At 43.2% G+C, this 23137-nt stretch carries 23 protein-coding genes and 1 pseudogene; 7 read left to right on the forward strand and 17 right to left on the reverse strand.

Features of this window, described 5'->3' with window-relative positions:
- Positions 1-42: 42 nt before the first annotated feature.
- Both FO440_RS17100 and FO440_RS17105 read left to right on the forward strand, forming a co-directional pair.
- On the forward strand, positions 43-945 hold the full coding sequence (locus FO440_RS17100) for an N-acetylmuramoyl-L-alanine amidase family protein (protein ID WP_144249498.1): 903 nt from the start codon (positions 43-45) through the stop codon (positions 943-945).
- A gap of 116 nt (positions 946-1061) precedes the next feature.
- Positions 1062-2012 (forward strand): MlaD family protein, encoded by a 951-nt coding sequence (locus tag FO440_RS17105; RefSeq protein WP_144249499.1) that lies wholly within the window; start codon positions 1062-1064, stop codon positions 2010-2012.
- 49 nt (positions 2013-2061) lie between these two features.
- On the opposite strand, the gene FO440_RS17110 is transcribed toward FO440_RS17105, so the two are convergent.
- The 4 genes from FO440_RS17110 to FO440_RS17125 form a co-directional block, all read right to left on the reverse strand.
- Positions 2062-2973, reverse strand: coding sequence for a ribonuclease Z (locus FO440_RS17110; protein WP_144249500.1), 912 nt, complete (start codon positions 2971-2973; stop codon positions 2062-2064).
- A 21-nt stretch (positions 2974-2994) separates the two neighbouring features.
- Positions 2995-3372, reverse strand: a complete 378-nt coding sequence (locus FO440_RS17115) for an STAS domain-containing protein (protein WP_144249501.1) — start codon at positions 3370-3372, stop codon at positions 2995-2997.
- 53 nt (positions 3373-3425) lie between these two features.
- A complete protein-coding gene (locus FO440_RS17120) occupies positions 3426-4370 on the reverse strand; it encodes a phosphoribosylaminoimidazolesuccinocarboxamide synthase (protein WP_144249502.1) in 945 nt (314 codons plus the stop codon).
- Positions 4371-4517: 147 nt separating this feature from the next.
- A complete protein-coding gene (locus FO440_RS17125) occupies positions 4518-5477 on the reverse strand; it encodes a PhoH family protein (RefSeq protein WP_144249503.1) in 960 nt (319 codons plus the stop codon).
- 102 nt (positions 5478-5579) lie between these two features.
- Between FO440_RS17125 and FO440_RS17130 the strand changes: the two genes are divergently transcribed.
- From FO440_RS17130 to FO440_RS17140, 3 genes are read left to right on the forward strand one after another with little or no spacing between them, the layout of a single operon-like run.
- Complete coding sequence (locus FO440_RS17130) at positions 5580-6365, forward strand: SAM hydrolase/SAM-dependent halogenase family protein (protein WP_144249504.1); 786 nt, start codon at positions 5580-5582, stop codon at positions 6363-6365.
- Positions 6362-6889 carry a DUF4870 domain-containing protein gene (locus FO440_RS17135; protein ID WP_144249505.1) on the forward strand — a complete coding sequence of 176 codons (528 nt, stop codon included), beginning with the start codon at positions 6362-6364 and terminating at the stop codon, positions 6887-6889. Before FO440_RS17130 ends, FO440_RS17135 begins: the two co-directional genes overlap by 4 nt.
- Positions 6889-8280 (forward strand): MBL fold metallo-hydrolase, encoded by a 1392-nt coding sequence (locus FO440_RS17140; protein WP_144249506.1) that lies wholly within the window; start codon positions 6889-6891, stop codon positions 8278-8280. The genes FO440_RS17135 and FO440_RS17140 overlap by 1 nt, the downstream gene beginning before the upstream one ends.
- Here FO440_RS17140 and FO440_RS17145 read toward each other — a convergent pair.
- The 9 genes from FO440_RS17145 to FO440_RS17185 all read right to left on the reverse strand — a co-directional run bounded on the left by FO440_RS17145 (position 8277) and on the right by FO440_RS17185 (position 17090).
- Positions 8277-8852, reverse strand: a complete 576-nt coding sequence (locus FO440_RS17145; protein ID WP_144249507.1) for a Maf family nucleotide pyrophosphatase — start codon at positions 8850-8852, stop codon at positions 8277-8279. The two genes, FO440_RS17140 and FO440_RS17145, sit on opposite strands and share 4 nt — an antisense overlap.
- 155 nt (positions 8853-9007) lie before the next feature.
- Entirely contained in the window at positions 9008-9541 is a 534-nt protein-coding gene (locus FO440_RS17150; RefSeq protein ID WP_144249508.1) for a GNAT family N-acetyltransferase, read from the reverse strand.
- A 513-nt stretch (positions 9542-10054) separates the two neighbouring features.
- Positions 10055-10591: a carboxymuconolactone decarboxylase family protein gene (locus tag FO440_RS17155; protein WP_144249509.1), complete on the reverse strand. Its 537-nt coding sequence runs from the start codon at positions 10589-10591 to the stop codon at positions 10055-10057.
- Positions 10592-10602: 11 nt separating this feature from the next.
- Positions 10603-11181 (reverse strand): carboxymuconolactone decarboxylase family protein, encoded by a 579-nt coding sequence (locus tag FO440_RS17160; protein WP_144249510.1) that lies wholly within the window; start codon positions 11179-11181, stop codon positions 10603-10605.
- Positions 11182-11204: 23 nt separating this feature from the next.
- Positions 11205-11753, reverse strand: a complete 549-nt coding sequence (locus FO440_RS17165) for a carboxymuconolactone decarboxylase family protein (protein ID WP_144249511.1) — start codon at positions 11751-11753, stop codon at positions 11205-11207.
- A gap of 21 nt (positions 11754-11774) precedes the next feature.
- Positions 11775-13034 (reverse strand): MFS transporter, encoded by a 1260-nt coding sequence (locus FO440_RS17170; RefSeq protein ID WP_144249512.1) that lies wholly within the window; start codon positions 13032-13034, stop codon positions 11775-11777.
- Position 13035: 1 nt separating this feature from the next.
- Positions 13036-15804: a TonB-dependent receptor gene (locus FO440_RS17175; protein ID WP_144249513.1), complete on the reverse strand. Its 2769-nt coding sequence runs from the start codon at positions 15802-15804 to the stop codon at positions 13036-13038.
- A 21-nt stretch (positions 15805-15825) separates the two neighbouring features.
- Positions 15826-16395 (reverse strand): carboxymuconolactone decarboxylase family protein, encoded by a 570-nt coding sequence (locus FO440_RS17180; protein WP_144249514.1) that lies wholly within the window; start codon positions 16393-16395, stop codon positions 15826-15828.
- A gap of 155 nt (positions 16396-16550) precedes the next feature.
- Positions 16551-17090 carry a hypothetical protein gene (locus FO440_RS17185; protein WP_144249515.1) on the reverse strand — a complete coding sequence of 180 codons (540 nt, stop codon included), beginning with the start codon at positions 17088-17090 and terminating at the stop codon, positions 16551-16553.
- A 343-nt stretch (positions 17091-17433) separates the two neighbouring features.
- Between FO440_RS17185 and FO440_RS17190 the strand changes: the two are divergent.
- Positions 17434-19671, forward strand: a pseudogene (locus FO440_RS17190) (GH92 family glycosyl hydrolase).
- Positions 19672-19774: 103 nt separating this feature from the next.
- Positions 19775-20962 (forward strand): M23 family metallopeptidase, encoded by a 1188-nt coding sequence (locus FO440_RS17195; protein WP_144249516.1) that lies wholly within the window; start codon positions 19775-19777, stop codon positions 20960-20962.
- A 24-nt stretch (positions 20963-20986) separates the two neighbouring features.
- On the opposite strand, the gene FO440_RS17200 is transcribed toward FO440_RS17195, so the two are convergent.
- From FO440_RS17200 to FO440_RS17215, 4 genes are all read right to left on the reverse strand, one after another.
- Positions 20987-21508: a KdsC family phosphatase gene (locus FO440_RS17200; RefSeq protein ID WP_144249517.1), complete on the reverse strand. Its 522-nt coding sequence runs from the start codon at positions 21506-21508 to the stop codon at positions 20987-20989.
- A 172-nt stretch (positions 21509-21680) separates the two neighbouring features.
- Positions 21681-21923 carry a Fe-S cluster assembly protein IscX gene (gene iscX, locus FO440_RS17205; RefSeq protein WP_144249518.1) on the reverse strand — a complete coding sequence of 81 codons (243 nt, stop codon included), beginning with the start codon at positions 21921-21923 and terminating at the stop codon, positions 21681-21683.
- Positions 21924-21939: 16 nt separating this feature from the next.
- Positions 21940-22272: a 2Fe-2S iron-sulfur cluster-binding protein gene (locus FO440_RS17210; protein WP_144249519.1), complete on the reverse strand. Its 333-nt coding sequence runs from the start codon at positions 22270-22272 to the stop codon at positions 21940-21942.
- A 19-nt stretch (positions 22273-22291) separates the two neighbouring features.
- Complete coding sequence (locus FO440_RS17215) at positions 22292-23074, reverse strand: Rossmann-like and DUF2520 domain-containing protein (RefSeq protein ID WP_144249520.1); 783 nt, start codon at positions 23072-23074, stop codon at positions 22292-22294.
- Positions 23075-23137: the final 63 nt, after the last annotated feature.

Here is a 23137-nt window from a genome sequence, read left to right on the forward strand (position 1 = left end):
GAATAGTATTTTTGCAAAAAAAGTTAACAGCGTTCAAAAATAATGAAAAATAAGGCATTGAAAAGATTGATTTTTGGATTAGTGGCATTACCGGTGTGCTTTTCTCTATTTTCCTTTACTTTACTTCCAACAACAAAAATTGATACCGTTGTAAATAGTGGCTTTAAACTAAAAACCATTATTGTTGATGCGGGTCATGGCGGTGCTCCTACCGGCACGGGCCATTTTTCGCATGGGGCATCAGGTTCTTTTTCAACCGAAAGAGGTGTAACGCTTGCGGTGGCACTTAAATTGCAAAAAGCGATCGAAAAAAACGTAGATGGCGTTCATGCGGTACTTACCCGTAAAACAGAAGACGATGTATCTTTTGAAAAACGAGCTGAAATTGCCAATGAAAACAAAGGCGACCTGTTTATTTCTCTTCACTGCAACGCCCTGCCCGATAGAGTTATCAGAGAACGTGTGGGTACTAAAAGAGGTAAAGGTGTTTACAAAACCGCACGGGTAGCTGATAAGTCAGGTAAAGGAGTTTTAATGTTGGTATATGCTTTAAAACGCACCAAAGAGCAGCAAAATGAAATTAAATCAAATACACTTGAAGAGGATATTGACGATGGAAGCGCTGTTGATCCAAATGATCCGATAACTGTTATATTAACTAATGAATATAACCGGCGATTTAGACTGCGAAGTATAAAATTTGCAAATATTCTTGCTTCTGAATTTGTTGATGAGGATGAGCGAAAATTGGAGGGGGTACGTGAACAAAGCCTGTATGTGCTTTGCCACAGTGCAATGCCATCGGTTTTGATAGAGATAGGATATATTACCAATCCTGAAGAAGAGCAGTACCTGAATTCGGAAGAAGGACAAGACGCAATTGTAAAGACCATTGTGCAGGCTATAAAAATTTATAAGGACGATGTAGAACAAGTAGCAAAATAATTGGTTATAGTGGTGTAAGATCTTTGCAGTTGAACAGGAAATAACGACCATTTAGACAACATTATAGCTGATGCCAAACATTTACCATCTGCAATCTATTATCACAAATCTATAATATGAAGATATCTAACGAAACCAAAATAGGCGCTTTAACTACTGTTGCCATAACTATATTGATACTGGGTTACAGCTTTTTAAGAGGTAACGATGTCTTTTCAGGATCTAATAAATTTTATGCCATTTATAAAAGCGTTGATGGATTAACGGTATCAAAACCTGTGTTGGTTAATGGTTTCCAGATAGGCCATATATCTAAAATGCAACTGGGCGAAGATGGTCGTACTACCGTCGAGTTCAAAATCAAATCAGAATATAATATCCCGGTTAATACGCTTGCTAAACTGGTAAGTTCTGACCTTTTAGGTAACAAGGCGGTTGTTTTCTTATTAGGCGACAGTAAACAATATGCCGAAAACAAAGATACTTTACGTGCGGATATACAGGGTAGCCTGGCAGAAAGCCTGCAACCTATCCAAACCAAGGCTGAAAACCTGATGACCAAACTCGACTCGTCATTAGCGGCTGTTAATAAGATCCTGAACCCCAATTTTCAGAAAAATGTCGACCGTAGCTTTGCCAGCATCGCCAATTCATTGCAGACATTAGAGGGCACAACCAAAAAAATCGACAACTTGGTAGGATCACAAACCGGACATATCAACGGCATCCTGGCAAATGCCGAAGCGGTATCAGGCAACTTAAAGGTTACTACCGCTGGCTTGAATAAAGTTACCGACAACTTCCAGAAATTTAGCGGCGACCTTGCCAATTCAAACATTAAACAAACGCTTGATAACGCCAACAAAGCTACTGCCGATCTGCAAGCTACTATGAGTAATATCAACAGTACCAAAGGCTCGTTAGGCTTATTGTTGAACGATGATCATCTGTACAAGAACCTGCAATCAGCATCAGAAAACATGAACGCGCTGTTTATTGATCTTAAAGCCAATCCTAAACGTTATGTACACTTCTCGGTGTTCGGCGGGGGTAGTAAAAAGGATTAGTGGCCTATTCAAAAGGTCAAGCTTAATTTAGCGTAATAACATAGTAATTTTAAACCGTAAAAGTCTTCCCCTCAATAGCCAGGTTTGTTTCCGGGAAAATGCTTTGGGCTTCTTCAAGCAATTCGTCAAGGGTTTTATAGCGAGCAGAGAAATGACCTATCAGCAGTTTTTTTGCATGCACAGTTAAGGCTACTTCAGCTGCTTGCAGGGCGGTGGTGTGGTGAGTTTCTTTAGCCCTGTCCAGCATATTATTCAGGAAAGTCGCTTCGTGGTACAGCAGGTCGACATTGTCTATCTGCTTAAAATATTGCTGGTTGTACAAAGTGTCAGAACAATAGGCATAAGCCTTTGGCTCATCCGAATCGGTGGTCAGCGTATCATTTTTATAAAGTTTACCTTTTAGGTCGGTGTAATCAGCGCCTTTTTTTAAAGCAGTAAAGTATTCGACAGGTACTCCTATTCTTTCCAACTCGTCTTTCAACAATTTGCGCAGCCGTTTTTTCTCCCTGAATAAAAACCCGGTACAGGGTATGCGATGATCAAGCGGAATGGTTTCGACAATTACGTCTTCGTTTGAAATGATTGTTTGGGTCTTGGTAGGATCGGTCGCTGTAAATTCTATTTCATACTGTAGCGTTGTTTCAGAGTATTTAAACTGCAGATCAATAATTTCTTTAAGCTGAGGCGGGCCAAATAGCTTCAGCGTTTTTTTCCGTCCGTTTAAGTGCAGTGATGATAACAACCCGATGAGGCCCAGGTAATGGTCGCCATGCAGATGGCTGATAAAGATGTGGTCTATGCGGCTTGCTCTTACATCAAACCTTAGCATTTGCTGTTGCGTACCTTCGCCGCAATCAACAAGGTACAGGCGCTCATTAATATTAAGTACCTGCGATGTAGGGTTTCGATTATAAATAGGCGTTGCAGAACTACTTCCAAGTATTGTTACCTCAAACTTCATATCAGGTAAACAATGTAAGTATTATCTTGCTTCTTTTTTTAATTCTTTTTCTATCTCTTCCATAAAAATAACATCTACACCTTCTTCAGGTGTCGGAACGATAGTAAGAACATTTTCTAATTGAGAAATAGTGATCAGGCGCGCAACTGCGTCAGTTAAGCCTGTAAGAATAAATGATCCGCCCGAATTTTTGCATAATCTGTGGCCAACCAATAAACTGCTTAAGCCTGATGAATCTGCAAATTTAATTTGTGACAGGTCAAGGATAATGTTTCGCTGGCCTTCAGTATTGATCAATATCAATTCAGATTTTAATTGCGGAGTTATCAATGAATTTAATTTAGTTTCATTGAGTTTTAGCAAAATGTATTTCTCGTGTTTATCAACTGCAAACTTCATTTTCTTAATCCAGTTATTTAAGTGCTAATATAAGTATAATTCATAAATAAAAACTATAATGAAATTAACGCTTGGTTAATTGCATTTTCCACCCGGTTTAATACGTCAGTCCCTTCAGGTTTTACAAAGGCCTCGCCGGTTATTTTTTCGTAAAGCTCAATGTAACGTTCTGATATGGATGCTACTTTTTCCGGTGTCATAACAGGTACTACCTGCCCGTCTTTTCCCTGGAAATTATTTTCTATCAGCCATTTGCGCACAAACTCTTTTGAAAGCTGTTTCTGCGGTTCATTATTAGCCTGTCTTTCTTCATAACCCTCACTATAAAAGTAGCGCGATGAATCAGGCGTGTGGATCTCATCGATCAGGTAGATCTTACCATCAGCTTTACCAAATTCGTATTTGGTATCTACCAGTATCAAGCCTTGTTTAGCGGCAATCTCGGTACCGCGTGCAAACAAAGCTCTCGTATACTTTTCCAGTTGCTCATAATCCCCGGCAGATACAATGCCTTTGGCTAAAATATCTTCTTTTGAGATATCCTCATCATGCCCTACCGCGGCTTTTGTTGTAGGTGTAATGATGGGTTCAGGTAGTTTATCATTTTCTTTTAAACCTTCTGGTAAGCTAACACCGCAAACCTGGCGTCTGCCGGCAGCATATTCACGCGCGGCATGACCTGCAAGGTATCCGCGGATCACCATTTCAACTTTAAACGGCTCGCAAATGCGACCGATGGTCACACTCGGGTCGGGTACGTTAACCACCCAGTTAGGAACAATATCAGCAGTGGCTTTTAAAAATTTAGCCGCTATTTGGTTTAGCACCTGCCCTTTATAAGGGATTGGCTCAGGCAGCACGACATCAAATGCCGAGATCCTGTCGCTCACCACCATTACCAGGTATTTATTTTCTATCGTATATACATCCCTGACCTTGCCCTTGTAAAAACTGGTTTGGCCGGGGAAATTAAAATGTGTTTCTTTTATTGCATTCATTTTGAGAGTCAAGAATCAAGAGTCAAGAGTCAAGAATTTTTACAATTTCTATCTGATCACTTAACGCGAATTAATTTTTTTAAATTTTAGACCGAAAAAGTCAAGAATAAAACACTTTTCTTGGTTCTTGATTCTTGACTCTTGAGTCTATTGTATATCCCCGTAAGCTGCTAAGATCTTACGCACCAGTTTGTGCCTTACTACGTCTTCGCCGCTCAGGTAAACTATATCTATTCCTTTTATGTCTGTTAATATCCGCAACGCGGTGTGCAGGCCTGATTGCTGTTTTTTTGGCAAATCTATCTGTGTAACATCACCCGTAACAATAAACTTGGCAGACGGCCCCATACGCGTTAAAAACATTTTTAACTGCATATCGGTAGCATTCTGCGCCTCATCTAATATCACAAAACAATTATCAAGCGTACGGCCACGCATAAAGGCAAGCGGTGCTATTTCTATAGTGCGGTTCTCTAAATACAATTTCAGTTTTTCAGCCGGGATCATATCGTCCAGCGCATCGTACAAGGGTCGCAGATAAGGATCAATTTTTTCTTTCAGGTCACCCGGTAAAAAACCCAGGTTCTCGCCTGCCTCAACCGCAGGGCGGGTAAGGATAATCCGTTTGATCTCTTTGTTTTTTAACGCCCTTACCGCCAGTGCAACCGCCGTATAGGTTTTACCCGTACCGGCAGGGCCAATGGCAAACAGTATATCGCTTTTATTGATACAATCAACCATTTTGCGCTGGTTGGCTGTACGCGCTTTAACCATAACACCATTAGGGCCAAATACAATTACTTCGCCGGTAGCAAACTTATCGGCAGCAGGATCAGCAGGTGTCGAAGTATCTGCTTTTGAACCCAATACCCTTTCCAAATCGGTTATGTTCAAATTTTCAAACTTCTCAATATGCTGGATCAGGTGGTTAAACTTTTCCTCGAAAATTACTAATTCCCGCTCGTCACCTAATACCTTTACTTCACTGCCTCGGGCTACGATTTTAAGCTTTGGATATTGTTTTTTTATGATCTCGAAGTGATCATTGTTTGGACCCCATAAAACAGCGGGGTTTATATTTTCAATTGATATTTTAAGCTCGTTCAATAGTAAATTTGATTATTTGTTGCCGGTTTTTATGAATTAAAAATTGAATATTTGCAGCGTCTAACGCTTGTACAAGATTAGCAATAAATATTTAAAAAATTAATGGCAATAATAACTTTAACTACTGATTTGGGTGATAAAGACATTTATCAGGCTGCCCTTAAAGGAAGCATATTGAAATTATTGCCCACAGTAAATATTGTTGATATTACCAATAGTGTTGCCGCTTACAATGTACAACAAGCCGCATTCATTTTAAAAAATAGTTTCTATTATTTTCCGGATGGTACAGTACATCTTATCGGCATTGATACCGTTTACAGCGACCATACACGGTACCTGGCTTTGCACTACAAGAACCATTATTTTGTAGGATCAGACAACGGCATTTTCTCGCTGATGTTTAATCATGAGCCTGACGAAATGGTAGAGATAAACATTATGCAGGATCTTAAATTTTTGCACTTCCCCCTTGCGGATATTTTTGTTAAAGCCGCGTGCCACCTGGCCAAAGGCGGTAAACTGACAGAAATAGGCATCCCGGTAAGCAGTATTGAAAATAAAATGACGCTGCAGCCGGTGATAGAAAAGAGCCTGATAAAAGGTGCTGTAATTTATATTGACTCTTTTCAGAATGTAATTACTAATATTACCAAAGAGTTTTTTAACAAGGTGCAACAGGGCAGGCAGTTTACGCTTTATTTTAAACGTAACGAAACCATCAATCACCTTAGCTGGCATTACAGCGAGGTGCCCGAGGGAGAAAAGCTTTGCCTGTTTGGCATTAGCGACCACCTTGAAATTGCTATTAATAAAGGCAACGCCGCCGGCCTGCTGGGTCTTAATTTAGGCGACAGCGTAATTATTGATTTTGACTATACAGCATGAAGAAACATTTAATATTAGTTTGCCTGTTATGTTTTTTGTTTTCGGCCGCCTTTGCGCAGCCAAATTCTGATTCGGTAGCTTACCAGCAGCAACGCGCAAAAATTAACAGCATGCTGGCTATCCGCACTCAAAAGTTTGGCCAGTATGACAAAAGCCTGGGCGAGCATACCGGCATATTCGGCCTGCAAACCAAGAAAGATATCCGCCGCAGCAATGATATTCTGATGGATATTGTTAAAACAGACAACGATATTTATAAACAGCTTAAAATATTATTAGAGTACCGGGCGTTTCAACAAAACCAGGCTGTAGATAAGTCGAAGGAAACAGAGGGTACCGCGCTTGAGTCAATGTACACCATAACCAGGTTACAAAACCAGCTGCAAAAATTAAAAAAAGAACAAGACGAGAATATCAGGCTACAGGATAAAGCATCACTTAACTTTAAGATCATTGTTTTTATACTGGTTGGGATAATACTATTCCTGCTTAGGAACCAGATACGCCGAAAAGAAAAATCTTAATGAAATTAACCATACACGGTGCTGCCCGGCAAGTTACGGGCAGTATGCATTTGCTTGAAGTTGGCCAATATAAAATATTAATAGATTGTGGCCTTGATTATGAAAAAGACCGCAGCATTCAATCTAACGAGGATTTTCCGTTTAACCCTGCGGATATTGACGTAGTGGTGTTAACCCACGCGCATATCGATCATTCGGGTAACATTCCCACCCTGGTGCGTATGGGCTTTAACGGACAGATCCTATCCACCGCTCCTACTGCCGACCTGACCGAGCTATTATTGCTTGATTCGGTAAATATCTTTATGAATAAAGCCCACAAAGGCCGCAAGCATGGCAAAGGCAAGTTTGGCACCAACGCCCAGCCATTATACCTGCAAAAGCATGTAATGGATGCCATGGACCGCTTTGTCACCATTGGCTTTAATAAACCGTTCCGCATTACCGGCGATATCGAGCTGACCTTTGTGCCCGTAGGGCATTTGCTGGGTGCAGCCGCCGCGATATTCAAAATAAACGATAACGGTACAGAAAAATCCATTGCTTTTACCGGCGATATTGGCCGTAAAAACTACCCGGTGCTTGATGATCCGCAAGCTTTACCGCCGGTCGATTTTATGGTGACCGAGTCAACCTACGGCGGGCGTATGCACACCAAAGATAAATCGGTCGAGGAAACACTGATAGAGGTTATCGATAAATGCTGTATCAAAGAGCAGGGGCGCATGATCATCCCGGCGTTTAGCATCGGGCGTACGCAGTCATTGGTTTATTCGTTGAATAAGATCTTCAGCAGTGGCTTATTGCCGCCTGTAAAGGTATTTGTTGACAGCCCGATGGCAAGCATAGCGACGGGCATCTTCCGCAAATACCATAACCTGGTTAACAAAGAAGCGCAGGAGTTTTATAAAGCGCAGGGTGATGAGTTTGAGTTTGATAACCTTACCTATGTTGAAACGCTGAAGGACAGCCGCCAGATCTCTAACTATTTTGAGCCTTGCATCATTATTTCTTCGGCCGGGATGCTGGAAGGCGGACGGATCCAGGACCACCTATTCTACAACATACAGAATTATTACTGTACTATATTGTTTATTGGCTATTGCGCTAAAGGTACTTTGGGCCACCGCTTATTGCGCGGCGATTCTATCGTCCATATTAAGGACCGTGATCTGGCCGTTTACGCCACCATTAAGCAAACAGACGTACTGAGCGCCCACGGCGACCACGAAGACCTTGTAAACAACGTAAAACAGCAGGACAAGACCAAGTTGAAAAACGTTTACCTGGTGCACGGCGAAGAAAGCAGCATGCAAGCCCTAAGCGACAGTTTAACTGCCGATGGCTACACAGTTACAATCCCAGAAAAAGGTGTGAGTTATATACTTTAGTCTACCAACTTTATCAACGCCTGGTATAACTTCTCGGTAGGTAAACCAACCACGTTGGTGTATGAGCCGTTTATTTTTACAATAGACGTTACCCCTACCCACTCCTGGATGCCGTATGAACCGGCTTTGTCCATCGGTTTGTATTTGCTTACATAGTTGGTGATCTCTTCGTCTGTCAGCGTACGAAAGGTAACGTCAGACACATCATAAAAGCTATGGTACTGCTGCTTATAAAACAGGCAAACACCGGTTATTACCTGGTGCACCTTACCCGACAGCATTTTCAGCATTTCTATAGCGTGCTGTTCGGTTTCAGGCTTACCTAATATGTGGCCGTCAATGCTTACAATGGTATCGGCGGTTAGCACCAACTCATCGTCATTAACCGACTCATCAAAAGCCGTAGCCTTTTTTTGGGCAATATATACTGCTATTCCCTCGGGTGTTAAATTGTCGGGATATGACTCATCAACCTCTTTCAGCACGATCTTAAAATCAAGATCCATCAGCTTTAACAGTTCCTTTCTGCGGGGCGATTTTGAGGCCAGTATAATAGGTGGAAATTTATTCATTTTAATATTAGTCCTTGCGGCAGCAAAGGTAAGCTTGTTTCACGCGAGTGTGAAACAAATGAAACAGGTGAAACAAGTTTTTTGATCAACTATTTTAAAATCAACAGATTAATTAAAACCGGTGAAACAAAATGAAACAAAAAGTCTTTAAATTTTTATAAAGTTTTACTCATCTTAACCAAAGGCAATACCTCGCCGTCGGGTAACGGTTCATCAATTTTTTGTACGGCCTGATACCCCATGGCTTCATACAAAGGCACGCCGGGTAATGTGGCCCCTAACTGAAATTTGTTAAACCCGGCATTTTTTGCGGCTTTTTCGCAAACCTGCATAATATGCCGGCCAACACCCCTTCTGGCCCAATCAGGGTGAACAAAAAAAGCACGGATCCTGGCCGCGTCTTTTGCGGGATCAAGAAGCGAGTCTTCCACTTCTTTATGCTGATCGCCGCCATATAAAGTATTACGTTTACTCCAACCGCCGCAACCTGCAATAGCACCGTCCACTAAAGCAACATAATAAGTACCGTCAATGATCAGTTGCGTATCTATCCCAAAAATATATTTAATAGCGCTTTCAATTTGACCGGGCGTATTGTAAGCGGTACTTAGCCCGCGTACCGAGTTTCCAATTAATTGCTGCAGCAGCGGGATATCATCAAATGTAGCAAGCCGGGTATCAATATTCATTATACAATTGGTTTATAATCCTGCAAATGTAAAAATGCAAAGGATTAAAAACATCCCGAATGGTCATTATATCGGCAATTTTTTAATTAGTAATGATCAGCTATAACAACTTTTGATGGTACATCTTAGAAGTAGCACAACTGTATAAGAGAATATAATATTAGAGCGGTTAAGACAAAAGCCGCAATCTTCCGGCTTGCGTTTTTTGAATTTAGGTGTGACCCCATTTGGACTATCTTCGAACCACTTTCTGCAAGATCTAAAGGAATAACCAGTCTTATTTGACCGGTTCATCCAAGCTTCAGGGACAGCCTTTGGATAATTATCCAAAGGCTGTCGTAATAAATCTTCTTAGATTCTTTCCCATCCCGGGAACGAAATGGCAGATTTTGTAGCCCCAAAGGGAGATACGTTGAACACTTATTCGAGTTTTTAAAGTGAGGTACGAACTTTAAAATAATCGAATCAATATAGAATGGCGATGTTCAAATTCACTTCAATGATTTCCAATACTTACTTCCCGTACCCTACAAATGCCATACGTTCGCCCATTTCTTTGTAGGCTTCGTTTGGCTGTGGTGCCCAGGTGCCCAGGCCATCTACATAACGGTTAAACATACAAAATGCAGCGGCAATGAGCACGGTATCATGAATTTCCTGGTCGGTAGCGCCGGCTTCGCGGGCGGCGGCAATGTCTTCGTCGGTTACATTTTTGCCGCCTTTTTGTACCTGGTGAGCAACGTTCAGCAGGGCGCGCAGCTTGTCTGATACCGGGGTGTTCGGCAACCCGGCTTTGATATCGTCAATCAGGTTTAGGCCGGTTTGCAGGTGCGCCGCTGCGGCTGCCGCGTGCGAGGTGTGACAAAAGTGACATTGATTCCAGTAAGATACCGATGCGGCTATGATCTCTCGCTCACCACTCGTCAGGCCCGACGGACCGCGCAGTAAGGTTTCAGCAAGGGCCAGAAGTGGCTTGGCTGTTTCGGGGCGAAAGTCTAATAATCCACGTATGCCCGGGAGTTCTTCGTTATTCAGTTTAATATGTGCCATTGTATTTAGTTTTAAGTTGTTTGAGTCAGTTCCATTTCACTTACTTTAACCGGCGGCGTGCCGTAGCCTTCGCGGGCGCGTTGTTCGCCCATTTTGTCGTAAAGCTCATCATTGTGCGGTTGCCAGGTAGCAAGGCCATCAACATAACGGTTATACATGCAAAACGCAGCGGCAATCAGTACAGTGTCATGAATCTCTATATCTGTTGCGCCTTCTGCACGTGCTGTCATTACGTCATCTTCAGTCACATTTTTTCCGCCCGATTGCACTTTTGCCGCAATCTTCAGCAATGATTTTAACTTATTGCTGATGGGTGCCGTGTTAGCGTCGGCCAATACCTGTTTCACAGTCCCGGCATCGTTACCCAACTGGTGCCTGGCAATGGCGCCGTGAATATTGGTGCAGTAATAACAAGTGTTGAGGTTTGATACATAGGTGGCAATCAGTTCGCGCTCACCGGCTGATAATGTTGGATGCGGATCATGCAGCAACACTTGCACTAAGCCATTTAATGGTTTTGCAGTTTCAGGGCGATAAACAAACAGACTCCTTATTCCGGGATAATCGTTTGATAAATTGATGTGTGGCATGGTTATGATTTTATAGGTTAATATTAATTGTAAACGCTGGATTGATACCCTTCTTCTGCACGGCGCGGCGCACGGTCAACATAAAATTGCCGGTCTTGCGGTGCCCATGTGCCCAGCCCGTCAACATAGCGGTTAAACATACAAAACGATGCAGCAATCAAAACCGTATCGTGGATCTCAACATCTGTTGCGCCTTCCGTCCTGGCTGCTTCTATCTGCTCTTCGGTTACATTTTTGCCACCCTTCTGTACGCTTGCGGCAATGCTTAACAGGGCTTTCATTTTAGGCGACAGATCAGTAGATTGAAAATTGTGTTTGATACTATCTATCTGCTCAATATTGCAATTAAGGTAATGCCCCGCCAGCGCACCGTGTACATTCTGGCAAAAAAAGCAATCATTCAGGTAGGATACGTAGGTGCCTATCAGTTCCCGTTCGCCGCGTGTAAGGGTGTTGTTATCGTCGCGCAGCAAAAGCTCGACTAATGCGTTTAGCGGCACCTCTGTTTCGGGGCGATAGGCCATCAGCCCGCGAATGCCGGGCAGTTCGTTATTTAATTTTATATGTGCCATTTTTCAGAATTTTAAAATGAATTATTTGGATGCGGGCTGCTGTGCCGGTTTTAGGTCTTTGCTGAAAAGTGTTATCAGTAAACCTACTAAAAATACCAATGAGAAGATAAATAGCGCATTACCATATCCCCCCAAACTAATTACAAGCACACCTACAAATAATACCGCAGTAGCGGTAAACAAGCGCCCTGCGTTAAAACAAATGCCTGTAGCTGACGAACGGATGCCCGTAGGAAACAGCGCCGGAATATAAACCGACAAAATGCCCTGGCTTGCACCGAAAAACAGTGCCAGTACGCCAACTTCAGCATAAATAATTGGCGAAAAAGTGCTGTTGGTTTTAAATAATATGAACGACAGTGCGGTGCACACGGCAAAGCAGGTGATCATCGATCGTTTTAAGCCCATCAGGTTTACCAGCCAGCCGGAAAAGAAACCGCCGGTTAGTCCGCCCATGCCCAAACACATCATGCTTAATCCGCGTGCTTTGCTGGCATCACCAACGCTGATGCTTTGCACCCAGGTTGGCATCCAAGAAAAAATTGCCCAAAGCCCTATCAGCATCGCACCGAAGATCAATGAGCCGGTCAGCAACGTTTTTCGGTTTTCGGGCGATGATAATTTGGCTGAAGCTAACGGGGCTGATTTTTTTTCTGATCGATGCTTTTTCCAAAGGTCTGACTCGGAAATGGTCCATAAAGCAAGCAATGCCAGCAACACTGGCAGGGTGCCAACCAAAAATCCCTGGCGCCATGTTTTGGTGAAGTTGTTAATTACCCCGGCCGAGAAAATACCCACCGGGAATGCAATGGAAAGAATACCGGTGTACACCGCTTTTGATTTTTGCGGCCACACCTCGCTTACCAAAGTGAAAGCAATAACCAGGTCGCCGCCTACGCCAAAGCCGCTCATAAAACGGCAGGCCATAATACCGCTCCAGCTGGTCATATAACCGGTTAAAATGGTAAAAATGCCATAGCTTGCCGTTGCCAGCACCAGGGCCATTTTACGGCCGATCTTATCGCTGATCAATCCCCAGAAAAAGCCGCCGGCCGCCCATCCATAAATGAATAAGGAGTTGATCAGCCCGCTCAGGTAGTTCACTTCTTCCGGGCTTTTGTTGCCCTGCATTTCTTTCACCACGGTGGGCAGGTAAACCGACATAAGGGTTGATATAGCCCCGCCGGCGGCGCTGCTTGCAAAACAAATTACAAAAAGGGCCGCCAATTTTACCGAGCTTAACTGCTTTGGCTCCACTGCGTTTATGGTTATTGCTTCCATATTATTTTAATAAATTATCAAAGGTTACTGCTACATAGTAGATAGCGCCTATAGCAGGCGATCCGTAGGCTTCATAAATATGTTTGTTGAATATGTTGCTTCCGCCCAGTTTAATGGTTGCTCCTGCTTTTGGCAGTTTTTTGTTCACTTGCAAATCAACCAGTGAGTAAGCATCTATGCGGCCGGGATTGTTGGCATTGAAGGTTCCGTACCAGTCGAACGCGCTTTGCCAGTGCCAGTTTACATTAAAGCCATAGCCATTGCTAAAGTTGCTGTTGGCAAACGTAAAGTTGCCGCTCCATTTTGGAGTGTTGAAAGCAGCTACGTTGTTTTTGTTTGCGGTACCCAGGTCGAACACAGAAAGGGTGGTGTTAGCGCCCGCGCTATATCCATGAGGAAACAAATAAGTCAGGCCTGCACCTGCACCCTGCTCAGAAACCTTATCGGTTGAGTTGGTGTACAACTGGTAAGCATGCACTTTGCTATTTAAGATATCGCTTGCTGCTGCGGCATTAATTTTACCATCAGCACCAATAACATTATTCTGTGGTTGGATCACTACGCTGTTAAGGATGAAGTTATTATAACTGCTGTAGTAGTAATTAACGTCGATCAGTAATTTGTCTTCGATCACGCTTTTATAGCCAAACTCAAATGCTTTTTGTTTTTCAGGTTTGATATATGCCACGTTTGATTTTTGAAGCAGATCCTTATTAGCAGCAACGGCATCAGGGAATGACGCTCCACCGGCTACGGCCGCGCCAAATGCCGCACCAAATTTGCTTACTGAGGCCGCGGTGAATGAATTTTGATAAACAGTTAGATCTTTACTATTTGCCGGCGCGCCACCTAAAATAGTAATGGGGCCTACGTTCAGATGGATGAACTGGTCTACCGGGGTCGGGTTGCGGAAACCTGTTTGGTATGATGCACGGAAATAATTCTTTTTATCAGCGCTGTAAACGGCAGAGAAACGCGGGGTAAAGCTACCGTCGAAGTTCTCGTTCTTATCGTAACGCAAAGACGCCAGTAAGCTTAGCTGATCGTCAAACACTTTTTTACCAACCTGTGCATATGTACCGTATTCTTTGATGGTGATTTTTTTATTTTTATCGTCGAACAAGCTTCCGTTGGTGAACATATCATAATCGCGGAAACTGCCGCCGGCCTGCAAATCAAAGATCTTGATGAGGCTGCTAAAATCGTACTGACCTTCGGTATTGTAGAACTTGCTGTTACTGAATACACCTGCACCGCTTAATCCATAGTTGTGGATCGATGCATCTTTAGCACTGTTAAATGCAGCAGTACCCGGCAGGAAACGGCCCTGATCGGCAAAAGCGCGGGCGGCGGCATTATCATGCCCGTTTACGCCGTTTACCGTTCCGTTAAAGGCATTCTGGTAACGGGTAAACCACATCGCGTCGGCCTGGTCAGGTGTTACTACGTTGCCACTCATGTCCTGTACCCAATCGCGGTTAATGAATTGCGCCAGCGAACGGGTGTTGTAAGAGTCATGCGAATTCTCGATCACCGCGTAGGTTCTCAAAAAGAAATTGCTGCCTTTTAACTCAATACGGTGTGTTTGCAATACGAAGTTATTCAGGTCGAAACGGCTGCTGCCGGTATAGCTGGCTGTACCGCGACCGTAATTATATTGGTAAATAGCCTCGATGTTGTTGTTGAATTTGTACTCAAGCGCGCCGTTCAGTTTCAGGCTATAAACGCCATAGTTCATCAGGTCCTTTTCTTCATAGCCGGTACGGGTTACCAAGCCAATGCCGGGTAAAGTTTTTGAAACCTCGTCGCCATAAATATTTAAAGCGTCACGGCCGGGATTGTTTGGTCCTCGTTGTGCAGGAGGGGTTGCTGCGCTGATGTCGGTATAATTGTTGGCATACCAGTCTGTACCGCGTAAGTATGAAGCATTGATCTTGAAGGCAAATTTGTCGTTAAACGCTTTAGCATAACGTAATGCAAAATCATAAATTGGTTTTGCGCCAACACCTGTCTCGCCAATGTGGTTCAGGCCATATTTAGCTTGAAGCGATAAGCCCTGGTATTCAAAGGCATCTTTAGTATGCATCAACAACGCACCGTTAAAAGCCATTGGCCCGTACAAAGCAGAAGCAGCGCCGGGGATGATCTCAGCACTTTCAATATCCAGATCCGAAGCGCCGAACAGGTTACCCACGGCAAAGTTTAAACCGGGGGTTTGGTTATCAACCCCGTCAACCAGTTGCAGAAAGCGCGAGTTGCCGGTATTGTTAAAACCACGGGTATTTACCTGTTTGTAGGTAATGCTGCTGGTTACGGCCTCAACGCCCTTTAACGATTCCAGTCCATCATAAAAATTAAATGAAGGGTTTTCGCGGATGGCTTTCTGGTTCATTTTTTCTATACTTACAGGCGAACTTAAAATGCTTTGATTTACCCGGCTGGCAGCGGTAACAACCTCGTTCAGCACCACGGCCATCTGTTTCAAACTGATATTGGTGGTTTGGCCCGGCGCGCTTACAGTAATTTCCTTATTGGCATAACCAACATTGGTGATCTGTAAAACAATAGGAAATTTAAGCCTATCGGCATTAATGCTGTAATTACCTTTTGCATCGGTAAGGGTGCCTGCAATTTTACCCTTAACACTGATACTTGCGCCATTGATGGGTAAATTGGTAAGAGTATCGGTTATATTACCCGTTACGCGGATTTGTTGCGCATACAGGTTTACGCCGCTCAATAATAATAGAATTAGTAAAAGTTTTTTCATTGTGATTTTGGGGATTTATGGTTATTGTTGATTTTTTTTCAAATGATCATAGCCTTGGGGCAGGCGCATGTATCCATGGTTTTTTAACCGTTCAGCCAGCATATCAAAATACGCCGGACTATCAGGCAGGGCGGTAGCCAACCCATCCACATAGCGGTTGTACAGGCAAAACAAGGCCGCTATAAGCACCGTATCATGAATTTCCAGATCGGTAGCGCCGGCTGCGCGTGCGCGTTCAACATGTTCAGGCTTTACCGAGCGGCCGCTTTCACGAATCTTATCGGCAATTACCAGCAAGGCCTTCATTTTTTCGCTTAAAGGGGCAGATTCAATGTCGGTCTTTATGCAGGCGCTGGTTTCGGTTTCGCCTAAAAATATATCGGCGGCGGCTGTGTGCGCGGCGGTACAAAATTTACATTCATTGCCATTTGATGTTACGGTGGCAATCAATTCGCGTTCGCCCTCGGTAAGGGTCGATTCGCCGCGCAACAGGATCTGGGTAAGTTCGCGAATGGGCTGGGCGGTATCTTTACGATATTCCAATAAGCCGGTAATACCCGGCAGGTGTGCTTCAACTGCTATGTATGGCATTGTTTTAAAAATAAAATTGAATAAAAGCCGGACGGCAGCCTTCGCCATGTATTCTTGGAACTATCATTGCACAGTAAAGCGCTGGATGAATTCAGATCAAAAAATACATGAGGATTTAAAAAGGCTCCGTTCGTGTTAAAAATGATTGACAGGGATTAGCAGTCAGCTTTGGGCGGTTCCTCGGGTATGCGCAACGTATTTGACAATAGTTTAGCCGTTGGTTGTATGGTAATTGTCTTTAAGCGGTGTACAGGAATATTAAAAGCGAAACGATTAAAATCAACCTGCGCTTTTTCATTAAGATTTAGTTTGATAAACGGAATGTGATTCTTTTTAGGCACAGGGATATTTTTAATGCCTTTAGCCAAAAGAACATTCCAGGGTGAGACTTTTGTGGTCTGGTAATTTGAAGCACACGTTAGGTAAGTGGCGCTGCACGTCGTTCTCATATGGACGTAATTACACCTGGCTTTATCAAATTGAATCTTGCCTCTTACTTTCCCGAATGTCGCACAATAGGTTAGGTTAAGCGAGTCGATACGGGTTTTTGCCTTTGTAATATCAATGATAATATATTTGTTTTTGCTGGTTTGCCCATTAAAGAACGTGTCCGACAGGTATTTATGCAAAAGCACGTTCCCACCTGTACTGAACAGATGGGACACCAAAAGTGCCATGGCAATAAACTTTTTCAATACGGGTTAAATAATTGGGTAGCCTAAAGATGAAACATAATTGTTACGTTTCAAAATTTTTTTTTAACTCGTAAATAAGTATAGCTAATGATCGTCGCGTAATCGTTCGATCTTAAAATTATATCAAAGTGTGGTAATCCCAATTGAATTCGAACTAAAGTCAATGCTATCAGAGATATTCTTTCACGTGTTATTTTTAAGATGAGTTATCTTATCAATAAATATACACATCAGCAGTTAAGAATGTAAACTATTAGGTATTTGGTTATATTTACCTTTGAATCTATAAATCACCAATTACTTCCATAAATCAATAATGAAAAAACAGATCTTTTTAGCCGGGATGCTGGCTGTTTTTAGCTTAAGTACGTTTGGCCAGGCCCGTAAACAGGCTGTGGTAAACCTTACTAAATATGTCGACCCTTACATCGGCACCGGTTTTCACGGGCACGTATTTGTTGGGGCCAGCGTGCCTTTTGGCGCGGTACAGTTGGGGCCTACCAACATGTCCGAAGGTTGGGACTGGTGCTCGGGCTATCATATTTCTGATTCTACCATTATCGGTTTTCAGCATACGCACCTTAGCGGCACCGGCATAGGCGACCTGGGCGATATTTCTTTTATGCCGACAACAGGCCCGGTAAAGGTTATTAAAGGCAGCTTAAAAGATCCGCAAAGCGGATACTTTTCACTTTTCAGCCATAAGGATGAGGTAGTAAAACCCAGCTATTATAAAGTTAAGTTAAAACGTTATGATATCGGTGTTGAGCTCACCGCCAGCACTCGCGTGGGTATGCATAAATATACCTTCCCGGCATCGAACGACGCGCATGTGGTTATTGACCTGAAAGAAGGTATAGGCTGGGACGAATCCATGGAAACTTATATCAAGCAGGTAGATAAAAACACCATCGAAGGCTATCGTTTTTCAAAAGGCTGGGCTAATGACCAGCGCATTTATTTTACCGCGGTGTTTTCAAAGCCGATCAAATCATTCAGCGTTTATAACGATGCCGAAGGCAAACCGGGCACACAGCTTAAGGGCAAACGTGTTAAAGGCGTAGTAAGCTTTGCCACCACAAAAGGCGAGGTGGTTTATGCTAAAGTAGGTATCTCGCCGGTAAGCTCGGCCAATGCCATGCTCAACATCAAAGCAGAGATACCCGGATGGGATTTCAATAAGGTTGTTGCAGCAGCCGATATGGCCTGGAACAAGCAGTTTGCCAAGATCATTATTAAAACAGATTCATTATCACAACTTAAAAAATTCTATACCGCTTTTTATCATACCATGATAGCGCCTTCTATATTTAATGACGTTAACGGCGATTATTGGGGAACTGATAAAAAAGTGCATAAAAACGTAGGTTTTAATAACGTCACCACGTTTTCGTTGTGGGATACCTACAGGTCAAACAACCCATTATCGACCATTATCCACCCCGAGCATACTAATGATATGATCAATTCTATGCTCACCATTTAACAGCAACAAGGTACTTTGCCGGTTTGGCATTTAATGGCTAACGAAACCAATTGCATGGTGGGTTACAGCGCGGTGCCAGTCGTTGCAGATGCGTTGCTGAAAGGTTATAAAGGTTTTGACGCGAACCTGGCTTACGAGGCCATGAAGACCACCGCAATGAAAGATGACCGCGGAATTAAGTTTGTAAAAAGGTTGGGCTACATTCCGGCTGACAGTACAGCCGAATCAGTTTCAATGGGTTTGGAATATGCTATTGATGATTGGTGCATAGCCCAGGTTGCCAAAAAAATGGGCAAGGCAGATGACTACGCCTATTTTAGCAAACGCGGGCAATACTACAAAAACTATTACGACCCGAAAGCCGGGTTTATGCGCGGCCGTTTGTCAGAAAACCAATGGCGCACGCCTTACAGCCCGTTCATTTCTATACATGAACACGGCGATTTTACCGAGGGCAATGGCTGGGAATATACTTTCCTGGTGCCGCAGGATGTTGAAGGCCTGATTGCACTTTTAGGAGGGCCGGACAAGTTTAACACTAAGCTCGATTCGTTATTTATTGCCGAAGGAGATATGGGTAAATTTAAATCGCCTGATGTGTCCGGCTTAATTGGCCAATATGCGCACGGTAACGAGCCGGGGCACCCCATGACGTATTTATATGATTATTCGGGCAAGCCATGGAAAACAGCCGAAAAAGTGAGATTTATTTTAGATAACTTTTATACCGATAAAACAGACGGCATTATAGGTAATGAAGATGTAGGCCAGATGTCGGCGTGGTATGTGTTATCGGTGCTTGGTTTTTACCCGGCTAACCCGGCAAACGGATTATATGTTTTTGGCAGCCCGGTTATTAACGAAGCAACACTTAAACTAAAAGACAACAAAACTTTTCATGTTATAGTTAAAAACAATGGCCCGAACAACAAGTATATCAACGCCATGAAATTAAATGGTGTTAACTACACCAAAACCTACTTTAAACATACCGATGTTATGAAAGGCGGCGTACTGGAAATTACCATGGGCAGCAAACCGGGCACTGTTTGGGGCGTGGGTGATGCTAATAAGGCGGTATCTGTGTTGAAATAAAAACTATTACACTGAGTGAAGGACCTGCCGGAACCGGGTTTCGACAGATTCTTCACTTATTTTATAAAGGTCAAATTCTACCACTGTCACATCTATCAAAAACATGAACTATTTTGTCAGCAAGTTTAAATTTGTTCCGGCTAAACGTTTACTGTTTTTTGCTTTGTTTTTTATAGGCGCATTTACTGCGGCTGCACAAGTCAATGACGCGCCCGTCGAGGTGCTTATCCCCCACGCCCCTGCCTTTTTTAAAGGCAGCGATAACCGGTGCCATGCAGAATACGAGATCCATATTACCAATTTCTATGAATCTACCGGGCCGTTAACTATCAAGTCATTATCGGTTTATGGAGATTCATCTAAATCACCGGTAGTAGTTTTCTCCAAAGAAGAACTGCTGAAGCTGCTCAATTTTGAAGAAATGCCAAAAACCGGTACAGACCTGATTATAGCACCGGGCAAGCGAACCGTTCTTTTTTTATGGCTGACAATTAAACCGAGCGAACCACTACCAAAGAGTTTACATCATGTTATTGATTTTACTGATTCGACTAAACAGATCCACACACTTAACGGCGCAGAAACGCGGATAGATCAGCAGCCTGTATTAGCGCTTGGTGCCCCTTTACGCGGACACATGTGGTTTGTTGATGAAGGGCCAGGTAATCCTAAATCTCATCATTGGGGCAGCATGCTTGCACAAAATGGGGTGATAACTATTCCGCAGCGCTTTGCTATTGATTTTTTTGGATTAAACGATGCAGGCCATGCCATAGAAGAACAACCTGATAAGCTAAACCAAACCAACAACAAGCAATGGATAGGTTACGGTACTGAGGTGCTTGCCGTGCAAGATGGTATTATTAAGGACCTGCGCGATGGCATAGCTGACCATGCGCCGTTAGCGCCTTTGCCCCAGCCAACCGAGATCACAGCCCGCGGTGTTTACGGAAACTTTGTTGTTTTACAGATAGCTCCGGGCATATACGCGCATTATGCACACTTACAGAATAATAGTATTCGTGTTAAAATAGGGCAATATGTAAAAAAGGGGGACGTATTAGGTTATTTAGGGGATTCCGGAAACGCGGGAGGGCCTCATCTTCACTTTCATGTGTCAGATAAACCTACATTTGAATTATCAGAAGGTGTACCTTACGTAATTTCTACTTTTAATGTAGTGGGTAGTACTGATGAGGGATCGATGCTAAATCCTGCCTCAAAATTTCAGAAAAATCCGGTAGCGGTAAAAAACGCGTTACCGCTTTTTGGAGACATTGTGCAATTTTAGAAAAGCCAAATCAGAAACACTGATTTACCAGCTATAAGACTCTTCGCTCATCCATTTATCCTGCACCTTTAACACTTTCTCGATCACGTCACGGGCGCAGCCTTTTCCGCCGCCAAACGGCGATACATATTGGCTTACCGCTTTGATTTCTTCAACCGCGTCTGCCGGGCAAACGGGTAAGCCTGCCAGCTTCATTACCCCCAGATCAGGGATATCGTCGCCCATGTAAAGTACATTGGTCGGCAGTATGTGTTTTGATTCCAGGTAATCTTTAAACTTATTGGTTTTTACGTGGGCACCAATAAAAACATCGGTTATTCCCAAACTGTTTAAGCGGTATATAGCCGTTTTTGAGCGGCTGCCCGATATGGCGCAAACATTATAACCGCATTTTACCGCCAGTTGCAGCGCGTAACCATCTTTAATATTAAAGGCACGACTTTGTTCGCCGGTCTCGCTTACAAATACAGAACCATCAGTCAGCACACCATCTACATCAAAAATAAAGGTGGTAATATCTTTTAGCTTGCTTAGGAATGATTCCATTTTTTAGTTTGTAGTTATCAGTGTGCAGTTGGCAGTAATTATTTAGTTTGCAGTTTTAAGTAGGCAGTTTGCAGCTATTTGGTTAACAGTTTGTTGTTAGCAGCATCTTCAATTTTATACAAATTAAGTCCTCAAAAAGCCAACTGCAAACTAAAAACTGCCAACTAATGAACTATTGATTATCCCGCCATTCATATACCCATGCCGATTGGATCTGCTCCAGGTGGCCTTCGGTTGATTGCTCGCGGGTACCGGCAAAGTTTGGCAATTGCAATACCCACTCTAACAGGTCGGTAAAGCGGATGCGGTAGATCTTTGATTCGTTAAAATCATCGCCAAATTTTTCATAAAGCGACATGGCAATGTCTTCATGGTCGTTCCAATGGATAGGAAGGGCAAATTTATCGTCTGTCATTATGTTTGGTTTAGTATTAATGGCCTAAAAACTGTGATTGATCCGGCAGCGTAACTTCAATATCGCCGTCTATCATTACGCACTGGCAGCCTAATCTTGAAGTGATACGCGGGTTAACGGCACGGTCAATAAAATCTTCTTCCTTATCAGAGATCTCCTGTACATTGTCGCCGCCCTTGTTCACATAAATATGGCAGGTACTGCACCCGCAAACACCGCCGCAGTTATGTTGTAACTCGATACCGTTTTCAAGGCAAACATCCAATACAGACTCTCCTTCGGCTATCGGCAGTTCAACACTTTCATGGCCTGCTTCCTCAAAGTTTATCTTTACTTTAAAAATATTCATTTTGGCAAAAGTAACAAAATTACTTATCCCCGTGCGGGTCAATGTCCATTTTGATAATACCCTGACTTAACAAGGTGTACAATTGCTGCAAATCGGGATTATCCTGAAGCAATTGCAGATGATTATCCATGGTATTTTGGTCGTGGCGTATAGCTGGGCCGGTTTGCATGGCGGCAGGCAGGCCGGTTTGTACTTTTTCTGCCGTCTCCAGTATCAGCGGTCTTATAAGGTCGATATCAAGCCCCTGCTGCGTTAAAATCTGCTGCGCCATGGTGTACAGGTAATTGGGGAAGTTATTGGCAAATACAGCCGCTAAATGCAATATCCGGCGTTGTTTGCTGTCTATATCATAAACGCTGTTGCTAACGGTTTGCGCCAACTCGCGCAGTTCTTTAGCAATGTTTTTATCCGCAGCTTCAATGCAAATGGGTACGTTCCTGAAATTCACTTCCCTTGTTTTGCTAAACGTTTGCAGCGGGTAAAATACCCCCACATTATCGGCAAAAGCCAGCAGCGCGTACAGATCTGTAGCGCCCGATGTATGTACCATTAATTTTTGATGCGGCTCCAATTGCTCGGCCATTATGCCAATAGCATCGTCTTTTACGGCTATAACAAAAATGTCTGTCTCGGGGTCTATCTGGATCAGATCGTCAAGCGGTTCGGCTTTTACGTGGTAAGCCAGCAATGCCGCGTGTTGCATATTGCGGCTGTATACCTGCACAATGCGGTGCCCTGCGTTTTTAAACGCGGCAGCCAAATGTGTAGCAACATTGCCCGAACCGATGATGGTGATACGCATACCCCTCTAAATCTCCCCCAAGGGAAGACTTTTAATATCTTATTATTTAAATACTATTACTTA

Source organism: Mucilaginibacter corticis (assembly GCF_007558865.1).
GTDB classification, from domain to species: Bacteria; Bacteroidota; Bacteroidia; order Sphingobacteriales; family Sphingobacteriaceae; genus Mucilaginibacter; species Mucilaginibacter corticis.

Coding starts and splice junctions, on each gene's coding strand:
- FO440_RS17195 (WP_144249516.1), top strand. CDS start 19,775: ATGAACTATTTTGTCAGCAAGTTTAAATTTGTTCCGGCTAAACGTTTA.
- FO440_RS17170 (WP_144249512.1), bottom strand. CDS start 13,034: ATGGAAGCAATAACCATAAACGCAGTGGAGCCAAAGCAGTTAAGCTCG.
- FO440_RS17140 (WP_144249506.1), top strand. CDS start 6,889: ATGAAATTAACCATACACGGTGCTGCCCGGCAAGTTACGGGCAGTATG.
- FO440_RS17210 (WP_144249519.1), bottom strand. CDS start 22,272: ATGAATATTTTTAAAGTAAAGATAAACTTTGAGGAAGCAGGCCATGAA.
- FO440_RS17180 (WP_144249514.1), bottom strand. CDS start 16,395: ATGCCATACATAGCAGTTGAAGCACACCTGCCGGGTATTACCGGCTTA.
- FO440_RS17160 (WP_144249510.1), bottom strand. CDS start 11,181: ATGCCACACATCAATTTATCAAACGATTATCCCGGAATAAGGAGTCTG.
- FO440_RS17155 (WP_144249509.1), bottom strand. CDS start 10,591: ATGGCACATATTAAACTGAATAACGAAGAACTCCCGGGCATACGTGGA.
- FO440_RS17115 (WP_144249501.1), bottom strand. CDS start 3,372: ATGAAGTTTGCAGTTGATAAACACGAGAAATACATTTTGCTAAAACTC.
- FO440_RS17150 (WP_144249508.1), bottom strand. CDS start 9,541: ATGAATATTGATACCCGGCTTGCTACATTTGATGATATCCCGCTGCTG.
- FO440_RS17165 (WP_144249511.1), bottom strand. CDS start 11,753: ATGGCACATATAAAATTAAATAACGAACTGCCCGGCATTCGCGGGCTG.
- FO440_RS17120 (WP_144249502.1), bottom strand. CDS start 4,370: ATGAATGCAATAAAAGAAACACATTTTAATTTCCCCGGCCAAACCAGT.
- FO440_RS17100 (WP_144249498.1), top strand. CDS start 43: ATGAAAAATAAGGCATTGAAAAGATTGATTTTTGGATTAGTGGCATTA.
- FO440_RS17135 (WP_144249505.1), top strand. CDS start 6,362: ATGAAGAAACATTTAATATTAGTTTGCCTGTTATGTTTTTTGTTTTCG.
- FO440_RS17175 (WP_144249513.1), bottom strand. CDS start 15,804: ATGAAAAAACTTTTACTAATTCTATTATTATTGAGCGGCGTAAACCTG.
- FO440_RS17105 (WP_144249499.1), top strand. CDS start 1,062: ATGAAGATATCTAACGAAACCAAAATAGGCGCTTTAACTACTGTTGCC.
- FO440_RS17145 (WP_144249507.1), bottom strand. CDS start 8,852: ATGAATAAATTTCCACCTATTATACTGGCCTCAAAATCGCCCCGCAGA.
- FO440_RS17110 (WP_144249500.1), bottom strand. CDS start 2,973: ATGAAGTTTGAGGTAACAATACTTGGAAGTAGTTCTGCAACGCCTATT.
- FO440_RS17130 (WP_144249504.1), top strand. CDS start 5,580: ATGGCAATAATAACTTTAACTACTGATTTGGGTGATAAAGACATTTAT.
- FO440_RS17200 (WP_144249517.1), bottom strand. CDS start 21,508: ATGGAATCATTCCTAAGCAAGCTAAAAGATATTACCACCTTTATTTTT.
- iscX (WP_144249518.1), bottom strand. CDS start 21,923: ATGACAGACGATAAATTTGCCCTTCCTATCCATTGGAACGACCATGAA.
- FO440_RS17215 (WP_144249520.1), bottom strand. CDS start 23,074: ATGCGTATCACCATCATCGGTTCGGGCAATGTTGCTACACATTTGGCT.